The sequence below is a fragment of the Spirochaetota bacterium genome, assembly GCA_025061835.1.
Taxonomy (GTDB): Bacteria; Spirochaetota; Brevinematia; order DTOW01; family DTOW01; genus SKYB106.
This window is the reverse complement of sequence record JANXAC010000029.1, coordinates 1-15,361: the sequence shown is the minus strand read 5'-3', so window position 1 is coordinate 15,361 and position 15,361 is coordinate 1. Positions and strand designations below refer to the sequence as shown.

Annotated in this window: 14 protein-coding genes; 8 read left to right on the top strand and 6 right to left on the bottom strand. The window is 35.6% G+C overall.

Features of this window, described 5'->3' with window-relative positions:
- Positions 1-235: RsmD family RNA methyltransferase (locus tag NZ579_07675; protein ID MCS7299815.1), on the top strand; the 235-nt coding region annotated here is incomplete at its 5' end.
- Here the strand turns inward: NZ579_07675 and NZ579_07670 are convergent.
- On the bottom strand, positions 221-1,450 hold the full coding sequence (locus NZ579_07670; protein MCS7299814.1) for a hypothetical protein: 1,230 nt from the start codon (positions 1,448-1,450) through the stop codon (positions 221-223). The genes NZ579_07675 and NZ579_07670 overlap by 15 nt on opposite strands.
- A gap of 21 nt (positions 1,451-1,471) precedes the next feature.
- Positions 1,472-2,611 (bottom strand): branched-chain amino acid ABC transporter substrate-binding protein, encoded by a 1,140-nt coding sequence (locus tag NZ579_07665; GenBank protein MCS7299813.1) that lies wholly within the window; start codon positions 2,609-2,611, stop codon positions 1,472-1,474.
- A gap of 153 nt (positions 2,612-2,764) precedes the next feature.
- On the opposite strand from NZ579_07665, the gene NZ579_07660 reads away from it, so the two are divergent.
- Positions 2,765-3,355, top strand: a complete 591-nt coding sequence (locus tag NZ579_07660; GenBank protein MCS7299812.1) for a DedA family protein — start codon at positions 2,765-2,767, stop codon at positions 3,353-3,355.
- A gap of 12 nt (positions 3,356-3,367) precedes the next feature.
- The gene (locus NZ579_07655; GenBank protein MCS7299811.1) at positions 3,368-5,374 is read left to right on the top strand and encodes a thioredoxin domain-containing protein; all 2,007 of its coding nucleotides are present in this window, start codon (positions 3,368-3,370) and stop codon (positions 5,372-5,374) included.
- A gap of 41 nt (positions 5,375-5,415) precedes the next feature.
- Here NZ579_07655 and NZ579_07650 read toward each other — a convergent pair whose 3' ends face one another.
- Positions 5,416-6,246 carry a DNA methyltransferase gene (locus NZ579_07650; protein MCS7299810.1) on the bottom strand — a complete coding sequence of 277 codons (831 nt, stop codon included), beginning with the start codon at positions 6,244-6,246 and terminating at the stop codon, positions 5,416-5,418.
- Between the two features lie 140 nt (positions 6,247-6,386).
- Between NZ579_07650 and NZ579_07645 the strand changes: the two genes are divergently transcribed.
- From NZ579_07645 to dnaX, 5 genes are all read left to right on the top strand, one after another.
- Positions 6,387-9,341 (top strand): tetratricopeptide repeat protein, encoded by a 2,955-nt coding sequence (locus NZ579_07645; GenBank protein ID MCS7299809.1) that lies wholly within the window; start codon positions 6,387-6,389, stop codon positions 9,339-9,341.
- Position 9,342: 1 nt separating this feature from the next.
- A complete protein-coding gene (locus NZ579_07640; protein MCS7299808.1) occupies positions 9,343-10,620 on the top strand; it encodes a Mur ligase family protein in 1,278 nt (425 codons plus the stop codon).
- 109 nt (positions 10,621-10,729) lie between these two features.
- Complete coding sequence (locus tag NZ579_07635; GenBank protein ID MCS7299807.1) at positions 10,730-11,038, top strand: hypothetical protein; 309 nt, start codon at positions 10,730-10,732, stop codon at positions 11,036-11,038.
- A 161-nt stretch (positions 11,039-11,199) separates the two neighbouring features.
- Positions 11,200-11,736, top strand: a complete 537-nt coding sequence (locus NZ579_07630) for a hypothetical protein (GenBank protein ID MCS7299806.1) — start codon at positions 11,200-11,202, stop codon at positions 11,734-11,736.
- Between the two features lie 3 nt (positions 11,737-11,739).
- On the top strand, positions 11,740-13,350 hold the full coding sequence (gene dnaX, locus NZ579_07625) for a DNA polymerase III subunit gamma/tau (GenBank protein MCS7299805.1): 1,611 nt from the start codon (positions 11,740-11,742) through the stop codon (positions 13,348-13,350).
- Positions 13,351-13,654: 304 nt separating this feature from the next.
- On the opposite strand, the gene pyrE is transcribed toward dnaX, so the two are convergent.
- The 3 genes from pyrE to NZ579_07610 all read right to left on the bottom strand — a co-directional run.
- Complete coding sequence (gene pyrE, locus NZ579_07620) at positions 13,655-14,296, bottom strand: orotate phosphoribosyltransferase (protein MCS7299804.1); 642 nt, start codon at positions 14,294-14,296, stop codon at positions 13,655-13,657.
- A 26-nt stretch (positions 14,297-14,322) separates the two neighbouring features.
- Complete coding sequence (locus NZ579_07615; protein MCS7299803.1) at positions 14,323-14,712, bottom strand: hypothetical protein; 390 nt, start codon at positions 14,710-14,712, stop codon at positions 14,323-14,325.
- A 371-nt stretch (positions 14,713-15,083) separates the two neighbouring features.
- On the bottom strand, positions 15,084-15,361 hold a 278-nt coding region (locus NZ579_07610), incomplete at its 5' end, for a hypothetical protein (protein MCS7299802.1).

Genomic DNA, 15,361 nt, shown 5'->3' with positions numbered 1-15,361 from the left:
ACTTGAAACGAAAAACCTTAAGTTTGACTACATCTTTGCTGATCCTTTTTATGATTTCAAAGAATACACAGACCTTATACTAAAACTTGGAGCATTATGTAATACAAATACTATCGTTATAATTGAATACTCTTCTAGAAACAAAATAGAGATCCCTGAAGATGTTAGAGTTATACAGTCAAAAAATTATGGTGAAACTAGGTTAGATTTCCTAACCTTCTCACACTCTTATTAGATACAATTCTATCCAATAATCAAGATCCTGAGGAAGATAGTTATTAGCAAGAATCAAGCGCCTAGGAGCAAATAATTTAGGAGATCTTATAATTCCACCAAGTTCCGCTAGTAATCTTGAAGTATTATTATTTATCTTCCCAACAACTACACCATTCTTGAGTATAACCTTTATCTCGCTGCTATCACTCAAAAGTATTACTTCATTTTTGGTACTGCTTTTTATGTATTCTGAAATACCTAAATATCTATCCTGGTCAAAGAGAGGAGTCATGACCCTTATTACGCCTTTTTTAAACAACAGATCAAAATTGAAGTCGTCAAGAAAAATCTCAACATTTTTGATGATATTCCTCAGAGTATTATTAGGTTGCTGATTATATAAATAGGAAAGGATATTTTTCATCTCCATCAATATCCATAACATATCCTTATTGTTCAGATTTTGAATTATCATGGATTTATTATTGCTAACTATCTCAAAATCTGCTGCTAGAAGTGAGACAAACTCATAGAAGAAATCAACAAATCTTTCAGACTCCAACTTTGACAATAAAGACTCTATCTTTATCATAGGGTCAAAGTATGGTGTAATCTCATCATCAGACACAGTTTTCCTAATCTCAAAGAATACTCTCTCATCAGGAAGACCAAAATTGAATATTGATTTGAGGTTTATTGAAAAGAAACCTTCTTCTACAAATTCAGTTACTTCCCTAGGAAGAACAAATTTTGAACCATTCAACAACACTGTAATTCTGTAGTTTGAGTCAACATAGTAATTCAACGAAACTGGCGTATCTTCGTAATACATTTTAGTGCTGTTGAGATCATCTGGCATTCCATTAACCACTATTGTTCTTACATCAAAAGCCTCAATAGTCTTTACACTTATACCACTAGGTAGTATCCCTATAGAATTTATAAACTTGTAGAGTTTAATATCATTTAGTGAAACAATCTGAAAGAATATATTGGCTATATCCTTCGGAAGTAGTAGTAGGTTTGAAAGTATCTTCTTTAGATTTTCTACAGTAGAGTTTCTATATAGTATTCTGAACCCTGGTAGCGTAAAACCACTCTTTATCAGAGCCAACCCTATCTGAACTTCTTGAGACTCTTCTTTGAATAGTCCCTTAATCCTAAATAGATTTTCAAACACTTCTCTCTTAGAAGATATATTGATTAACGAAACCTCCTTTATTGTATCTAGCATAACTTAATATTCTACTCTAATCTACCTTATTATCTCCGCTATCTCAAATTTACCATTATTGATCACATAAACAGTAAAAGTTGAGTTTATGTTATCACCGTTTTCATTGAACTTTATTACATCGTTTCCAATACTAAATTCCGTTTTTGATATAAAACTATTTGCCCCTTCTCTCGAAAAGGCACCTTCCTTCAACAAATTCGTTAGGGCTGTGAGTAATATTTTTGTTGCTAGGTAAGAGTTGTAGTCAAAAGGACCTATTTCATCGTTAGGGAAAGATTGCTTATATTTCCTGTAGAAATCGCTATTTTCATCAAGAGGACTTCCTATGAAAGTTATGATATCTCCATTTGCTGAACTTCCTGCTAATTTCACATATTCATCTGTCTTAAGCCCATCACCACCTACAAAAGGAACATTCAATCCAACTTCATCGGCTTGTTTTGTAAGCAACGCTCCTTCAACATAAACTCCACCAAAAAATACTGCTTGAGGGTTTGTTTGCTTAATTTTAGTAAGCAATGCTTTAAAGTTTCTTGCTCCTACCGACACCGAGTCTCTACCAAGAACAACTCCTCCTAGTTTCTTAAACTCCTTCTCAAACTCGTCTGCAATACCCTGTCCATACTCTGTCTTATCGTCAATAATATAGACTTTAGTTATTCCTCTCTTCACAATGAACTTTGCGGCAACAGGTCCCTGTTGTGCATCAGTAGGACACACTCTGAAAACATTCTTGTATCCCTGAAGTGTTAATTTTGGGTTTGTTGAAGCAGGTGTTATCATAGTTAGGTTTCTTCTGTTATAGACTGTTGAAGCAGGAATTGAACAACCACTGTTCAGATGCCCTACTACACCAATCATAGCACTATCTGATGCTATCTTCTCAGCAACATTCACAGCCTCACCCTCATTAGCCCTATCATCAAAGAATTCTAGATCTACCCTAACATTCGTATAATTATTAGTAAATTCTGAATGTGCGAGTATTACACCCCTCTTTATACCTTGACCAAGAGTCGCTATATCACCCGTAAGAGGAGCAGCGACAGCAATCTTAAAAACTTTCTGTCCGCCCTCCTCCACAGGACCACAACCATATACAAACAATAATATCGTAATACTAACAAAAACACAAACAAAACCTAAAACTTTCCTCATATCACAACCTCACTACACCTAATTATAAAAATACAACTATTAATTCACAACAAAATGAGACAATGTCTGTAGAGTCTAAAATTCACAATTAAGTTTATACAATGCGAAATTTTGAAACCTCCATTCTAATCATACAGACTTAACGAAACTTTTATGAAGAACCCTTTGAGATCTTTGTATGACTGGGTTTTGAGTTGGGCTGACAAACCCGGTGGAAACGTAGCACTGTATTCCATATCACTTGCGGAGTCTTCTTTCTTCCCAATACCTCCAGACCCTCTACTCATAGCATTCTGCCTATCAAAACCAAAAGAGAGCCTTAAATTTGCATTCTTCACAACATTATTTTCTGTCATAGGTGGAGTAATAGGTTATCTAATAGGAGTCTTTCTTTTTGAAACAGTTGGTAAGGCTATTATAAACTTCTACAATTACTGGGATGCATATAACAAAGTTAAAGAACTTTTTGATACCTATGGCTTTATAGCAGTTATGATAGCAGGCTTCACTCCTATACCATACAAAGTATTCACAATCGCATCAGGCTCATTCTACTTCAACCTACCACTCTTTATTATAGCATCCATATTAAGTAGGGGGGCTAGGTTTTTCCTTGAAGCCGTGATACTACTGTTCTTCGGAGAAAAAGCAAAAGAGTTCATTGACAAATATTTTGACTGGCTTGCGATAGCATTCGTAATACTCCTTGTAGGGGGCTTCTTGATTTTAAGATATGTTATATAGTATATTTAACAAATGAAGAAACCTAACAGACTGATAAACGAGAAAAGCCTATATCTACTACAACACGCTTACAATCCTGTTGATTGGTATCCTTGGGGAGATGAAGCATTCAATAAAGCAAAAGAAGAGGATAAGATTATATTTCTATCAATCGGATACTCTTCTTGTCATTGGTGTCATGTGATGGAAAGAGAGTCGTTTGAGGATGAAGAAGTCGCTCAAATCCTCAACAAGTATTTCATTCCAATAAAAGTTGATAGGGAAGAACGCCCTGATATTGACAGTCTTTATATGGATGTATGTATGATGATAAACGGTAGCGGTGGATGGCCACTCAATTTGTTTCTGACACCTGATAGAAAACCATTTTTCGCACTAACCTACATACCAAGATACCAAAGATACGGAATGATGGGAATAGTTGAATTACTAAAAACAATACATAACATTTGGATTACAAGAAGAGAAGAGATAATAAAATCATCAAATGAGATTACCTATAACCTAGATAGATACTTCAACCTAAAACCTTCAGAAGATAGTTCTAAAAATATACCTACCCAATCGGAAGTCGTTAGAGAGTTAATTAATTACTACACTAATACCTCTTCAGCGAAAAACAAATTTCCAACATTTCACAACTTTGTCTATTTACACGACTATATAAAGAAAACAAAAGACTTCAAAACGCTAACCATTATTCACAGAATACTAAAAGAAATCAGGTTAAGTGGAACTTATGACCAAGTAGGCGGAGGTTTTCATAGATATTCAACAGACCCATACTGGATACTACCACACTTTGAGAAGATGTTATACGATCAGGCATTCGCAATGATTGCCTACTCTCTATTCTACAACCTAACCAACGATGAATTGTTCAAGGAAACTGTTTTAGAAATCTACGAATACCTAGAAAGAGAACTTTTGAGTCCTGAAGGTGCTTTTTTCTGCTCCGAAGATGCGGAAAGCGGTGGTGGGGAGGGAGAGTTTTACATCTGGACAACAAAAGAACTCTCATCAATACTCGGAAATGACTATCAGAAATTCAAAACTTTCTTTGAACTATCAGACGATGGTAATTATGAAGAAGAAGCAACACAAAGTAAGACTGGTAAGAATATTATCTTCTTCAGGAAGGAACTTATTGACAGACTAACCTATGAGGAATATATTGATATAAAAAAATTACTCCTAAAGTTGAGAATAGAAAGAAGTAAAAGAGAAAAACCGTCAAAAGACAAAAAAATCCTTACAGATTGGAACGGTATGGTTGCCTACGCAATGTCTTTGAGTGGAGTATTGGTAGATGATGATAGATTACTAAAAGCATCTAAAAGATGTGTTGATTTTCTAATAACAAACCTTTACAAAGACGGTAAATTGTATCACAGGTATGCGGATGGCGAAGTTGCGATAGATGGAATGTTAGATGATTACAGTTATTTAATCCTTTCCCTATTACAAACTTACCAAATTACCCTTGAAGATAAATATCTTGAGCACGCCTATGAACTTACCAAAAAGTGTATAGAACGGTTTTACGATGTATCTAATGGTGGATTTTACCTAAGTGAAGGCAAAGACACACCAGTAAGGAAGAAAGAGTTTATTGACACTTCTTATCCTTCTGGTAATTCAATTATGCTCAACAACCTAATCAAACTATACAATATAACCTACGACAGCCAACTTGAAGAGATGATAGAAAAAACGATACAAACATCCAGTCTCTACTCCTACCATACCTCATCTGTATTCTTTTACCACTGTAACGAGGTTTGGAAAGAAGGTGTCAAAAAGATAATAATTGTAGGTAACTCCAACGAGGATATAAAGCCTATTATGAAACATTATCCAACTCAAACTGTTATAGTTAAAAAAAGTGATTATACTACGATGATATGTAGTGAGATGGAAAGTTTCAAAGAAGAAGGTTTCTACATCTGTATAGGTAGAAGTTGTCTTCCTAGAGTGAGTAGCATTCAAGAAGTTCTATCTCAAATTTCTAAATTTTAGAAATATCATACTTATTCTCTTACTCAAATATGTCTTCGCATTTAATATATTCCAATAAATAAACCATGCTCAAAAGACTTTTCAAACCTCTTCTTGGTCCATTCTACATAAGTTCTCTCCTTTTCTATCATAAAAAAATGTCTATTAAGTATTTTAGCAACAAAACCTGTAGTTCCTATGCCAGCCATAGGGTCAAGTATAAGATCCCCCTCCTTCGTAGAAGTGATTATCACTCTCCTCAGAAGATCAACGGGTTTCTGTGTCGGATGAACCTTTCTACCTTTCTCATCCTTTAGCCTTTCCCCTCCAGAGCATATAGGTACTCTCCAAACATTTTCATATACCTTCCCTACACCAAACTGCTTTGCGTATTCTTTGTTGAAAGTGTATTTCTTTACGCTTTTATCTTTTACTGCCCATATAAGTGTTTCTGTAGCGTTGGTAAACCTTACTCCTAGCCAGTTAGGCATAGGGTTAGTCTTAAGCCATATAATATCGTTCAATATCCAAAAACCCATATCCTGCATACACCTCCCCCAACGGTGTATGTTATGATACGTACCTATAACCCAGAGAGTCGCATTGGGCTTCATAAGTCTCTTTACTCTTTCCAAAACTTTCATCACAAAGTTATCGTACTCTTCAAAGTTTTCAAACTTATCCCACCCTTCGCTAACACCATCAACTTCTGTCTTAACTTCCCATCGTTTTAGTTTTCTACCCTTTGGAAGCTGAAGGTAGTAGGGCGGGTCTATAAAAACCATATCAAAGACTCCATCGGGTAGATTATCCATAACCTGCAAACAATCACCTTCAACTAGGACATCTACCAGCTCCTCACCTAAGAAATCTTTCTGCGAAAAGACTTTCATGACTAAAATAATTTTGAAATTCCTACGCATCAAATGAGAAATTAGGGAACATTCTTCTTGCTGAAATGGGTTTTTATGTTCTCCTAATTTTTCACTTGACACACAAAATTTGTTATAATTTCTTATCTTAGAGTGGAAGTATGAAGAGAGTTTTAATAGTAGTTTCAATACTTTTAGTCGGAGTTAGCCTGTTTGCTAACGATGAGAATATCTACCGTGTGGGGATAGGTGCGTTCAAAGACGAACTGTATATGATTTCAGAATCTCAATTTAAGATTATTGTAGAGCAGTATCCAAACAGTAGGTATTTTCAGGATGCGTTGTATTACCTACTACTGTCGCAGTATCTACAGAGGAAGTATGATGAAGCAATGAGAACAATATCACTGATTGAGGGCAAATACAGATACATAAGGTATTTCGCAAAAGTTGTGTATATAAAAGGTAGAATACAGTTTGAAACTAGAGATTACAGGTCAGCAATAAAAACATTTGAGTCGTATTTAAGGAACTATCCTGTTGATGAGGATGCCCCGTTTTCAGCATACTACATGGGACTGTCCTACAACCTAATTACAAACAACCAAAGAGCGATAGAGATACTAGAAAACGCTGAAAAAACCTACTCAAACGCTCCAATAATTGAGGACATAAAGTTTAGGCTTGCAAAAATATACTTTGACGAAGGAAATACTGACAACTCGTACATTAGGTTTAAGGATTTTGAAACAAGGTTCCCAAACTCAAAGTATATCCCAGAGGTTCTATATACGATCGGCAAAATTCTCTTTCAGAAAGGTAGTACTACCCCTATCCAGACAAACCTAGTATATGACTCCGCCAGATATTTTCAAAGAGGAGCAGAATATGAATCATACCTAAAACCCTACTCTATCTTCAACTCGGGTGTTGCATATATGCTTATTGGTCAAAACCAAAACGCTATAAACTCATTCTCAAGACTTGTTGAGGAATTTTCAATAAGTCCCGACCCTAACATCAAAGATATGGTCAATGAAGCAACTTACAATCTAGCAAAACTGTATCTAGCACAGAATGATAGAGAAAATGCTATAAAGTTCTACCGATTCTCAATATCTCAAGGTGGCAACTTCTCAACCAGAAGTGTGATTGAACTATCCGAACTTTTAGTTTCAGGAGGTAGTGTTGATGATGCTCTGAATTTACTTTCACAATACACGAATGACTACGAGGTTTTACTTAAGTATTCTATCGTTATACAAGACAAAGACCCTGATGTCTCTGAGAGAATACTTATTTCAGCCATCACAAACTCTTCAACACCAAATGACACAAAAAACGAAGCAGTAGTTGAACTTATCAGACTTCTACTCAAGAGAGGTAAATACAATGCTATTGTCTCAAACTTTAGAGTGTTGCTTGATAACTCATCTGACGAATTCACAAAAAGTTTCGTTTATTTTGGATTAGGAGAAGCACATCTAAATCTTGGTGATTACCGCTCATCAATCTCTGCATACTCGCAGGTTTCTGAAAAAAGCCTTAAAGAAGATGCAACCGAAGGTATAGCATACTCCCACTTCCTTTCGGAAAACTACAACCTTGCTATAAGGTCGTATTTGGAACTTGTCTCAAACTACAACTCTGTGAAATACCGCGACAGAGCGTATTATTTGATTGGTGTATCTTATGAAAGACTAAAGAGAAACGATGAAGCACAGAGATACTACCAAACACTCATCCAAACTGGAACGGATAGAAAGTATGTTGTTTCTAGTGTTGTAAATCTAGGCTGGATATATGTCAGAGACAAAAGATATGATGACGCTATAAATCTTGTTCAGAGATATGTAGATAGCAATACAGAAACAGGTATCTACGAGCAACTCAACGAAGTTCTGGCTTGGGCTTACGACGGCAAAGGAGATTATACCAAAGCAGTGGAAACCTTAAGGAAGCTGGTTCTACTTAAAGATATAACCGACCTACAAAAAGTTAGGTATTACAACTACATATCTCTCTTTAACGAGAAAGGAGGAGACTTAAGGCGAGCATTGGATGTTGTTGAAAGAGAACTTCTACCGCTGACTATACAGAAAGGACTTACAAACCACACTGTTGAGGCTATAGGCAGAATGGTAGATGTACTTCTTAAGTTGAAGGATGATAGAAAAGTTCAAACATACATTCAAGAACTCAAGAGAAACTACACCAACATTCAAAAGTCTTATGAATACATATACAAGTATGGAGAGTATCTTTACAGTGTAGAAAGATACAATGAGTCTGCTGATGAGTTTCTATTCGTTGCAAGAAGAGCGCAGGACACCACATTAAGAGATGAATCATACTTCTGGGCTGGATGGTCTCTATTCAATGCAAAGAGAACGCAGGATGCAATAACAGTTTTCAACGAATTTGTTAGCATCTCAAAATCAACCAGAGTCCCCAGTGTATTACTGACACTCGGAGACCTGATGGTGAATCAGAGAAGATTCCAGGAAGCAAGAAACTATTATCAAAGGATTGTGAATGAATTTAAGAACTCACCAGAATACAATGAGGCAGTTATAAGACTATCTAGGATAGCATCACGAAGAGATGATACACAAACAACACAGAGGATAACTCAACCTACTAACCAAACACAACCTCCAAAGCAGGAAGATAGAAAAGAAAAAAGCCTAGATGAAATAATATCATCACTTGAAAGCGTCAGTAAATCAAGAGACAAAGATAGTGCTTCCAGAGCAAAGTTTGAACTCGCTATGATCTACAAATCTCAAAGAGACTATCAAAAGGCTCTCAACCTACTACAACAGATAACTGAAGAAGTTTATAACGAAACCTCTGCTATGGCACAGTTTGAGATAGGAGAGATACTAAGGATAAACGGAGATTATCACAGAGCTTGGAAGGAATATGTTAAGGTAATTTACATCTACAAAGACTTCAAAGATGTGGTTGTCAAGTCTATGTATTACACTATCTTTTGCTACATACAGATAAGAGAATATGAACAGGCAAGGAAAATGTATGAGAAAATGGTCAGAGAATTCTACAAAAATTCTTGGACTGAGAAAGCGAAAGACCTTATAGATAGAATCCAGTAAGATGACCTACGAAGAAACCGTCAACTACCTCTACTCTCTAACTAACTTTGAGAACTCAAGGCGCTTCAGAGATATAGAAGGTTTCCAAAATGTTGAAACTACACTAAAACTTTTAGGTATTGACCATAAGAGCAAGAAGATTATCCATATCGCTGGAACAAAAGGCAAAGGAACAGTATCTTACATCTCTGGATTCCTACTCTCTAGGTTTGGCAAGGTTGGAGTTTTTACTTCACCCCATCTTTCCAAGATTAACGAAAGAATTTCCATATTTCACAACGATATTGAAAAGAACATAAGTGATGAAGATTTTGTCTCTGTCGCTACTAAGATTAGAAATTGTATTGAGATGAACAACATTAGTCTAACAACTTTTGACTTTCTCACAATTATGGCTATATTATATTTTGACAAGAAAGAAGTTGATTATATAGTTCTTGAGGTTGGGCTTGGGGGAAGACTAGACTCAACGAACTTCTGTATCCCAAAAGTTTCAGTAATCACTCTAATTGATTACGACCATACGAATGTTTTGGGTAGAAGTCTCAAGAAGATAGCATCCGAAAAAGCAGGTATCATCAAACCTTCAATACCAGTAATATCTTCCAGACAAAGAAGTAGTGCTAGAAAAGTAATAAACGATAAGGCAACTTCAGTAAACTCTAAAATCGTTTTCATAGATGACATTTACGAAATTCTTGATGCAAATGTATCAATTGACGGAACAAGCGCAACAGTAAGGTATATTCCAACGAACACAATGTTTCAAGTTAGAACGAACCTTATAGGTAAGCACTTTATAGAAAATATACTCCTATCCTACGAAGCAGTAAATATACTCCATACTCTAGATAGGAGCATCCTAGAAAACATCAACCTTGGGATTAAAGGTAGGTTTGAGATTTTGAGAAAAGAACCTTTGATAGTCTTTGACGTTGCACATACACCGAAATCCATTAGCAATCTTCTTGAAAACTACAATAGTATCCTTGGAGGTAAGAAGTTCAATATCATAGTTAGCCTAATGAGAGATAAGGAACATAAGAAAATATCAGAAACTATCGCAAAGTATAGAGATAGAATAGAGAATATTCACATTCTAAAGATTGAAGCAAATGATGGTAGTAATAGACTGAAAAAACATCTAGATAAACTTGGATTTGGAAATGTTAAGATTACAGATAAAGTTCAGATAGACTCGGATAACTACTTAATCTTTGGCAGTTTCAGAACCTATGAAATTATAAAAAAGTCTTTTGTGGATTTTAATGCAAGTTAGTTAGAAACATTTACCGTATAATTTAGGTTTCAGTTCTTTATAAAGACTATTACCTTATCTTCTAAGTAAATATTTTGAGAGTTTTTGTTGTATTTATTGGAGGTTGTTTATGGGGATTATAAAAAGAGAATTTGAGATGCCAAAGAAGGATTTTGACAGGTTTCTAGCAATCGCAACATTCGGATACTCTGGCTATGAGCTTGGTCCTGAAGATGCAAAGACTTCTGGGGTGACAGAAGAGACTAAACAACAAATACTTCAAGCCCTTTTCAGCAAAGTGAGATTGTTTTTCTACAGGCGAATAACAGATGGAAAAAGATTAGTATTTTTCGTTGAGGATTTAGATGACAACTACAAAGTTATAATGGTTGAGGATGAAAGGGATTCAAATGACGAAGTCTTTAACGACGTAAATTAACACATCAAATTTATTAATTTCTGGACAACTAGTTCATAACCAACAAAAGGAATAACAGTAAGGATAACCTATCGCATCACAATGATAACATACACTTTAAGAAGACTAACTTCAAGTTATTTCATTTTACTATCACTACTAAAAGTTTGTATAATTAGGTTATGGATAAAAAATACGGCAAATATGATGAAGATTCTTTTCTTCTAAACATAGACAACCCTTCAAGCGAGTTTCTAAAGGATGTGAATTCCGACGAAGAGTGTAAGACTGCTTTTGCTGAAATAAAGATGGCTATATTAAAGATGGAAAATTCCGAGTTTGAACCCTTTAGTGCTGTAAAATATGGGAAAATACTAATAAAACTCAAAGATAATCTTCTTGAAATAATAGACGCTATTAGTGGAACAAGGTATGGTGCAAAACTAGCATACAGAGGGGATGAGGTATTTCAAACGAGAAAAGAAGTAATCTATGAGTCTAAAAATATGAAAATATTCATAGACTCATATGATGCTGATGAACTTATCTTAAGCACGAGAGTGAATGACTATGGTGAGATTACTATTCTAGACGCTAGCAATAACATCATCAGAGCAACTAGGGGTAAAAGTGGTGTTGACATTAGGATAAAAGTTGGAAAGTATATTGTTAAGCATGGAGACGAAGAAATAGTTGTTGAGGTTGTTAAGGAGGATTAGTGTATGTCTTTACCTACTGCGAGGAAGTGGCGCCCCCAAACCTTTGACGAGGTTATAGGACAAGATGAGACTGTGAAGGCACTGAAAAGTGCGATAAGCACTGGTAGAGTAGGACAAGCATACCTTCTTTCTGGTCCCAGAGGTGTCGGTAAAACAACACTCTCAAGAATAATAGCAAAATCTCTAAACTGTACTAACGGTCCTACACCAACTCCTTGTGGTGTATGTGAAAACTGTGTTGAGATAAGAGAAGGAACTTCAGTAGATGTTATAGAAATTGACGGAGCATCAAATAGAAAAATTGACGATGTCAGAAACATAAGAGAATCAGTCAAGTTCGTTCCAGTAAAGTCAAAATACAAAATATACATAATAGACGAAGTTCACATGCTGACAGATGAAGCATTCAACGCACTTCTCAAAACTCTAGAAGAACCACCTCCCCATGTAGTATTCATATTCGCAACTACAGAACCATACAAAGTCAAACAAACAATAAGGTCAAGATGTCAACACTATGTCCTAAAACCACTCTCAGTAGATAACATCTTCAAACAACTCAAGAAAATATCTGAATATGAAGGATATAAACTAACTGATAACATACTTATGAGGATAGCAAAGGCAGGAAATGGCTCAATGAGAGACGCAGAAAGCGTCCTTGACACTGTAATCTCATACTTCGGTGAGGATGTCTATAATGAAGATACAATCTCAAAAGTAGATGAAGAAGAATTATCAAAAATAATAGGTATTATTGACTTCTCTCATATAGATGAGATTGTTGGACTCATAGAATCAAACAAACTTCCAGAACTTCTCAAGAAAGTAAACATCCTCTTCTCAAAAGGATTTGACATAAAGAAACTCGTTGAAGAACTTATCACATTCTTTAGAAACTTATTACTAGTTAAAGAGTTCGGAATAGATAGAAGTATCCTTAAACTTTTAGAAGACGAGGAGAAGATACTTGATAAATATAAGGATAGTTTTTCAAAAGATGAGATCATCTTCATACAAAACACCTTCATAAGGGCATACCAAGAAATGAGAACATCTATAAACGAACTCTTCTTCCTTGAGAATGCTCTTTTTAGGGCTACAAATCCAGATAATGTAATCACAATATCAAAGATTTTGGAAGAAGTCAAAGAAATCAAGAGATATCTTTCTAGCGGTGAGGTAATGGTTAATGAACATAAACCAAAAGGTAATCAGAGCAACATTGAAGTTATAGACCCTGCTGAAGAACTACTACGAGACATTGAAAAATCAGAGACGCCACCAGATGAAACCGTAAGGAAGATAATAGCAAGTTGTGTTAAGTTCTCAGGAGTTGATAAAAAAACCCTAATCAAGATCACTGATAAAGAAGTTAGAATACAAGCACCTTATCCAATAAAGGACTTCATAGTAAAAGAGATTGACGAGATAAGAAAAAGGATCAATCTATCCCTAGGTATAGAGAATGTAGTCGTAGAAGAAACGGAACTCCGGAAGCAAACAATAACTAACCAACCCTATCAAACTTCACCTAAACCTTCTAACAAGACTGGAGACAAGATTATATCTCTCTTTGACGCAAAAAGAGTTGAGAGTTTTAAAGAACGATAAATACTATTTAAAAACACAAACCTTTACAACATTAAGTTTAAGTTACCTACAACTCTAAAAACCTACAACATACTAACCAGGACAAAGGATATAAAACTTGTAATATCCAAAAAACAAAAGCTCCAATTGTTTAGAATAAAGATTGTATAACATAAATTTAGAACACAAACTAATGGTAGGATAAAATATTTCTATCTTCTCTACGAACCAACCCCAGATTCAAAACACAAATCCTTGACTACAGGTAGTTAGAGACAAGTGTATCATAAGAACTATATAGTTAAAATGAGTGTTTTAAATGCTATCACACACTTTTTAGGTATCTCTCAATTTCATTTATAACTTCATCTTCAACGAGTTTATTAGTTTTGATGTAGTTGAGTATGTCATAAGCATTAACGATAGAAATAACTTCAATACCAAAATTTTTTCTTATCTCCTCGCTTGCTAGCATCTCTCCTTCACCTTTCTCCATCCTATCAACCGAAACAACAACACCAAGAATTTTGGGATTACCATTGCTTCTAAGTATGTTAATACTCTCCCTTATGGATATTCCAGAAGTAATAACATCCTCTACTATCACAACATTATCACCACTCGTAATCTGCGAACCAATAATAACTCCACCCTCACCGTGATCTTTTACTTCCTTTCTATTGAACGAAACTTTAACATTCAAACCGTATAATTCGTAAAGTTTGAGCGCTGTTATAACCGATAGAGATATACCCTTATATGCTGGACCAAAAAGAAGAGTAACACTTGGAAAGTTATGATAAACAACCTCTGCATAAAATTCTCCTAGTGTGCGTAGTTTTATACCATCATCTATTGAACCAGTGTTTATAAAGTAAGGAGTTCTTCTACCACTCTTTGTGATAAATTCTCCTACTTTCAAAGCATTTGAATTTGTTAGGAAATTTATGAACCTTGATTTATCCATAACGAATATACTTATAAAACTACGAACTACCTTAAAACTAAATTCAGGATTATACCCACGATTGATGTCAGAAGAACAGATAAAACCGCTACCAGTATCCCTACCATAAGCTTATACAAGCTATCAACCCTCTTGTTAGTCCCATCTATCCTCTGTGATAACTCACTCCTTACATCCTCAACCCTCTGCGATAACTCAACCCTAACCTCATCAACCCTCTTGTTCACCTCATCAAACTTCCTATCTACCTTCGCCTCTACCTCCACAAACCTATGCTCAACATACGACCTAAACTCCTTCAAATCACCACGAACAACATCCAACTCCCTTATAAGAAACAACACAGGGTCATACCTATACTCATATTTCTCTTTCCTAACTTTCCCTTCCTTAACCTCAACCTGTCCAGTCCCCATACCAAAATTCTAATAACTCAATCCCCTACTAGTCAAATACAACACTAGTAAAACAATGAAGTCCAAAATTGGCAAACAGGGTTTGACAGACTACTGTCTCTGAACGCCGATTCATCAGTTCTAGCCTCAAGGAAGGTATCATCTGATTGGATACATTCCTGAACCTCTACACTCTTGAGCCTCCTAACTTCACAACATCACAAGTGAAAGGGCTTTTGACTTCAATACTAGTAAAACTCAAAATCTACAAACAGAAGCTAATGAACTGTCGTTACAACTTGACTTTCAGATGATTTTTTAACTTTCAAAAAACATCAAACCATACCCAAAACCACACTCAAGATTACGCTCAAAGCCAGCACTACCCAACCCTACTCAACCAGTGTGATACCTTTTGAAAATTTAACTTCCTTAACCTTAAACTTATTAAGTTCCTCACCCAATACCTTCAAACTCTCAACAACCAAAGGCAACCTCTCACTTGCACTCCTCAAAACCTCAACAGCCCCCCTCATCACTCCATACGCCTCACTAAACCTATCATTCAAATTACCTGTAGCATCACTCACCTGATACACAGCCCTCACAACCTCCTCCATACCCACCTTCCCCTCCTCAACAGCTACCCTTATACCCTCACTATAACTCG

Coding starts and splice junctions, on each gene's coding strand:
- NZ579_07670 (MCS7299814.1), bottom strand. CDS start 1,450: ATGCTAGATACAATAAAGGAGGTTTCGTTAATCAATATATCTTCTAAG.
- NZ579_07665 (MCS7299813.1), bottom strand. CDS start 2,611: ATGAGGAAAGTTTTAGGTTTTGTTTGTGTTTTTGTTAGTATTACGATA.
- NZ579_07660 (MCS7299812.1), top strand. CDS start 2,765: ATGAAGAACCCTTTGAGATCTTTGTATGACTGGGTTTTGAGTTGGGCT.
- NZ579_07655 (MCS7299811.1), top strand. CDS start 3,368: ATGAAGAAACCTAACAGACTGATAAACGAGAAAAGCCTATATCTACTA.
- NZ579_07650 (MCS7299810.1), bottom strand. CDS start 6,246: ATGAAAGTCTTTTCGCAGAAAGATTTCTTAGGTGAGGAGCTGGTAGAT.
- NZ579_07645 (MCS7299809.1), top strand. CDS start 6,387: ATGAAGAGAGTTTTAATAGTAGTTTCAATACTTTTAGTCGGAGTTAGC.
- NZ579_07640 (MCS7299808.1), top strand. CDS start 9,343: ATGACCTACGAAGAAACCGTCAACTACCTCTACTCTCTAACTAACTTT.
- NZ579_07635 (MCS7299807.1), top strand. CDS start 10,730: ATGGGGATTATAAAAAGAGAATTTGAGATGCCAAAGAAGGATTTTGAC.
- NZ579_07630 (MCS7299806.1), top strand. CDS start 11,200: ATGGATAAAAAATACGGCAAATATGATGAAGATTCTTTTCTTCTAAAC.
- dnaX (MCS7299805.1), top strand. CDS start 11,740: ATGTCTTTACCTACTGCGAGGAAGTGGCGCCCCCAAACCTTTGACGAG.
- pyrE (MCS7299804.1), bottom strand. CDS start 14,296: ATGGATAAATCAAGGTTCATAAATTTCCTAACAAATTCAAATGCTTTG.
- NZ579_07615 (MCS7299803.1), bottom strand. CDS start 14,712: ATGGGGACTGGACAGGTTGAGGTTAAGGAAGGGAAAGTTAGGAAAGAG.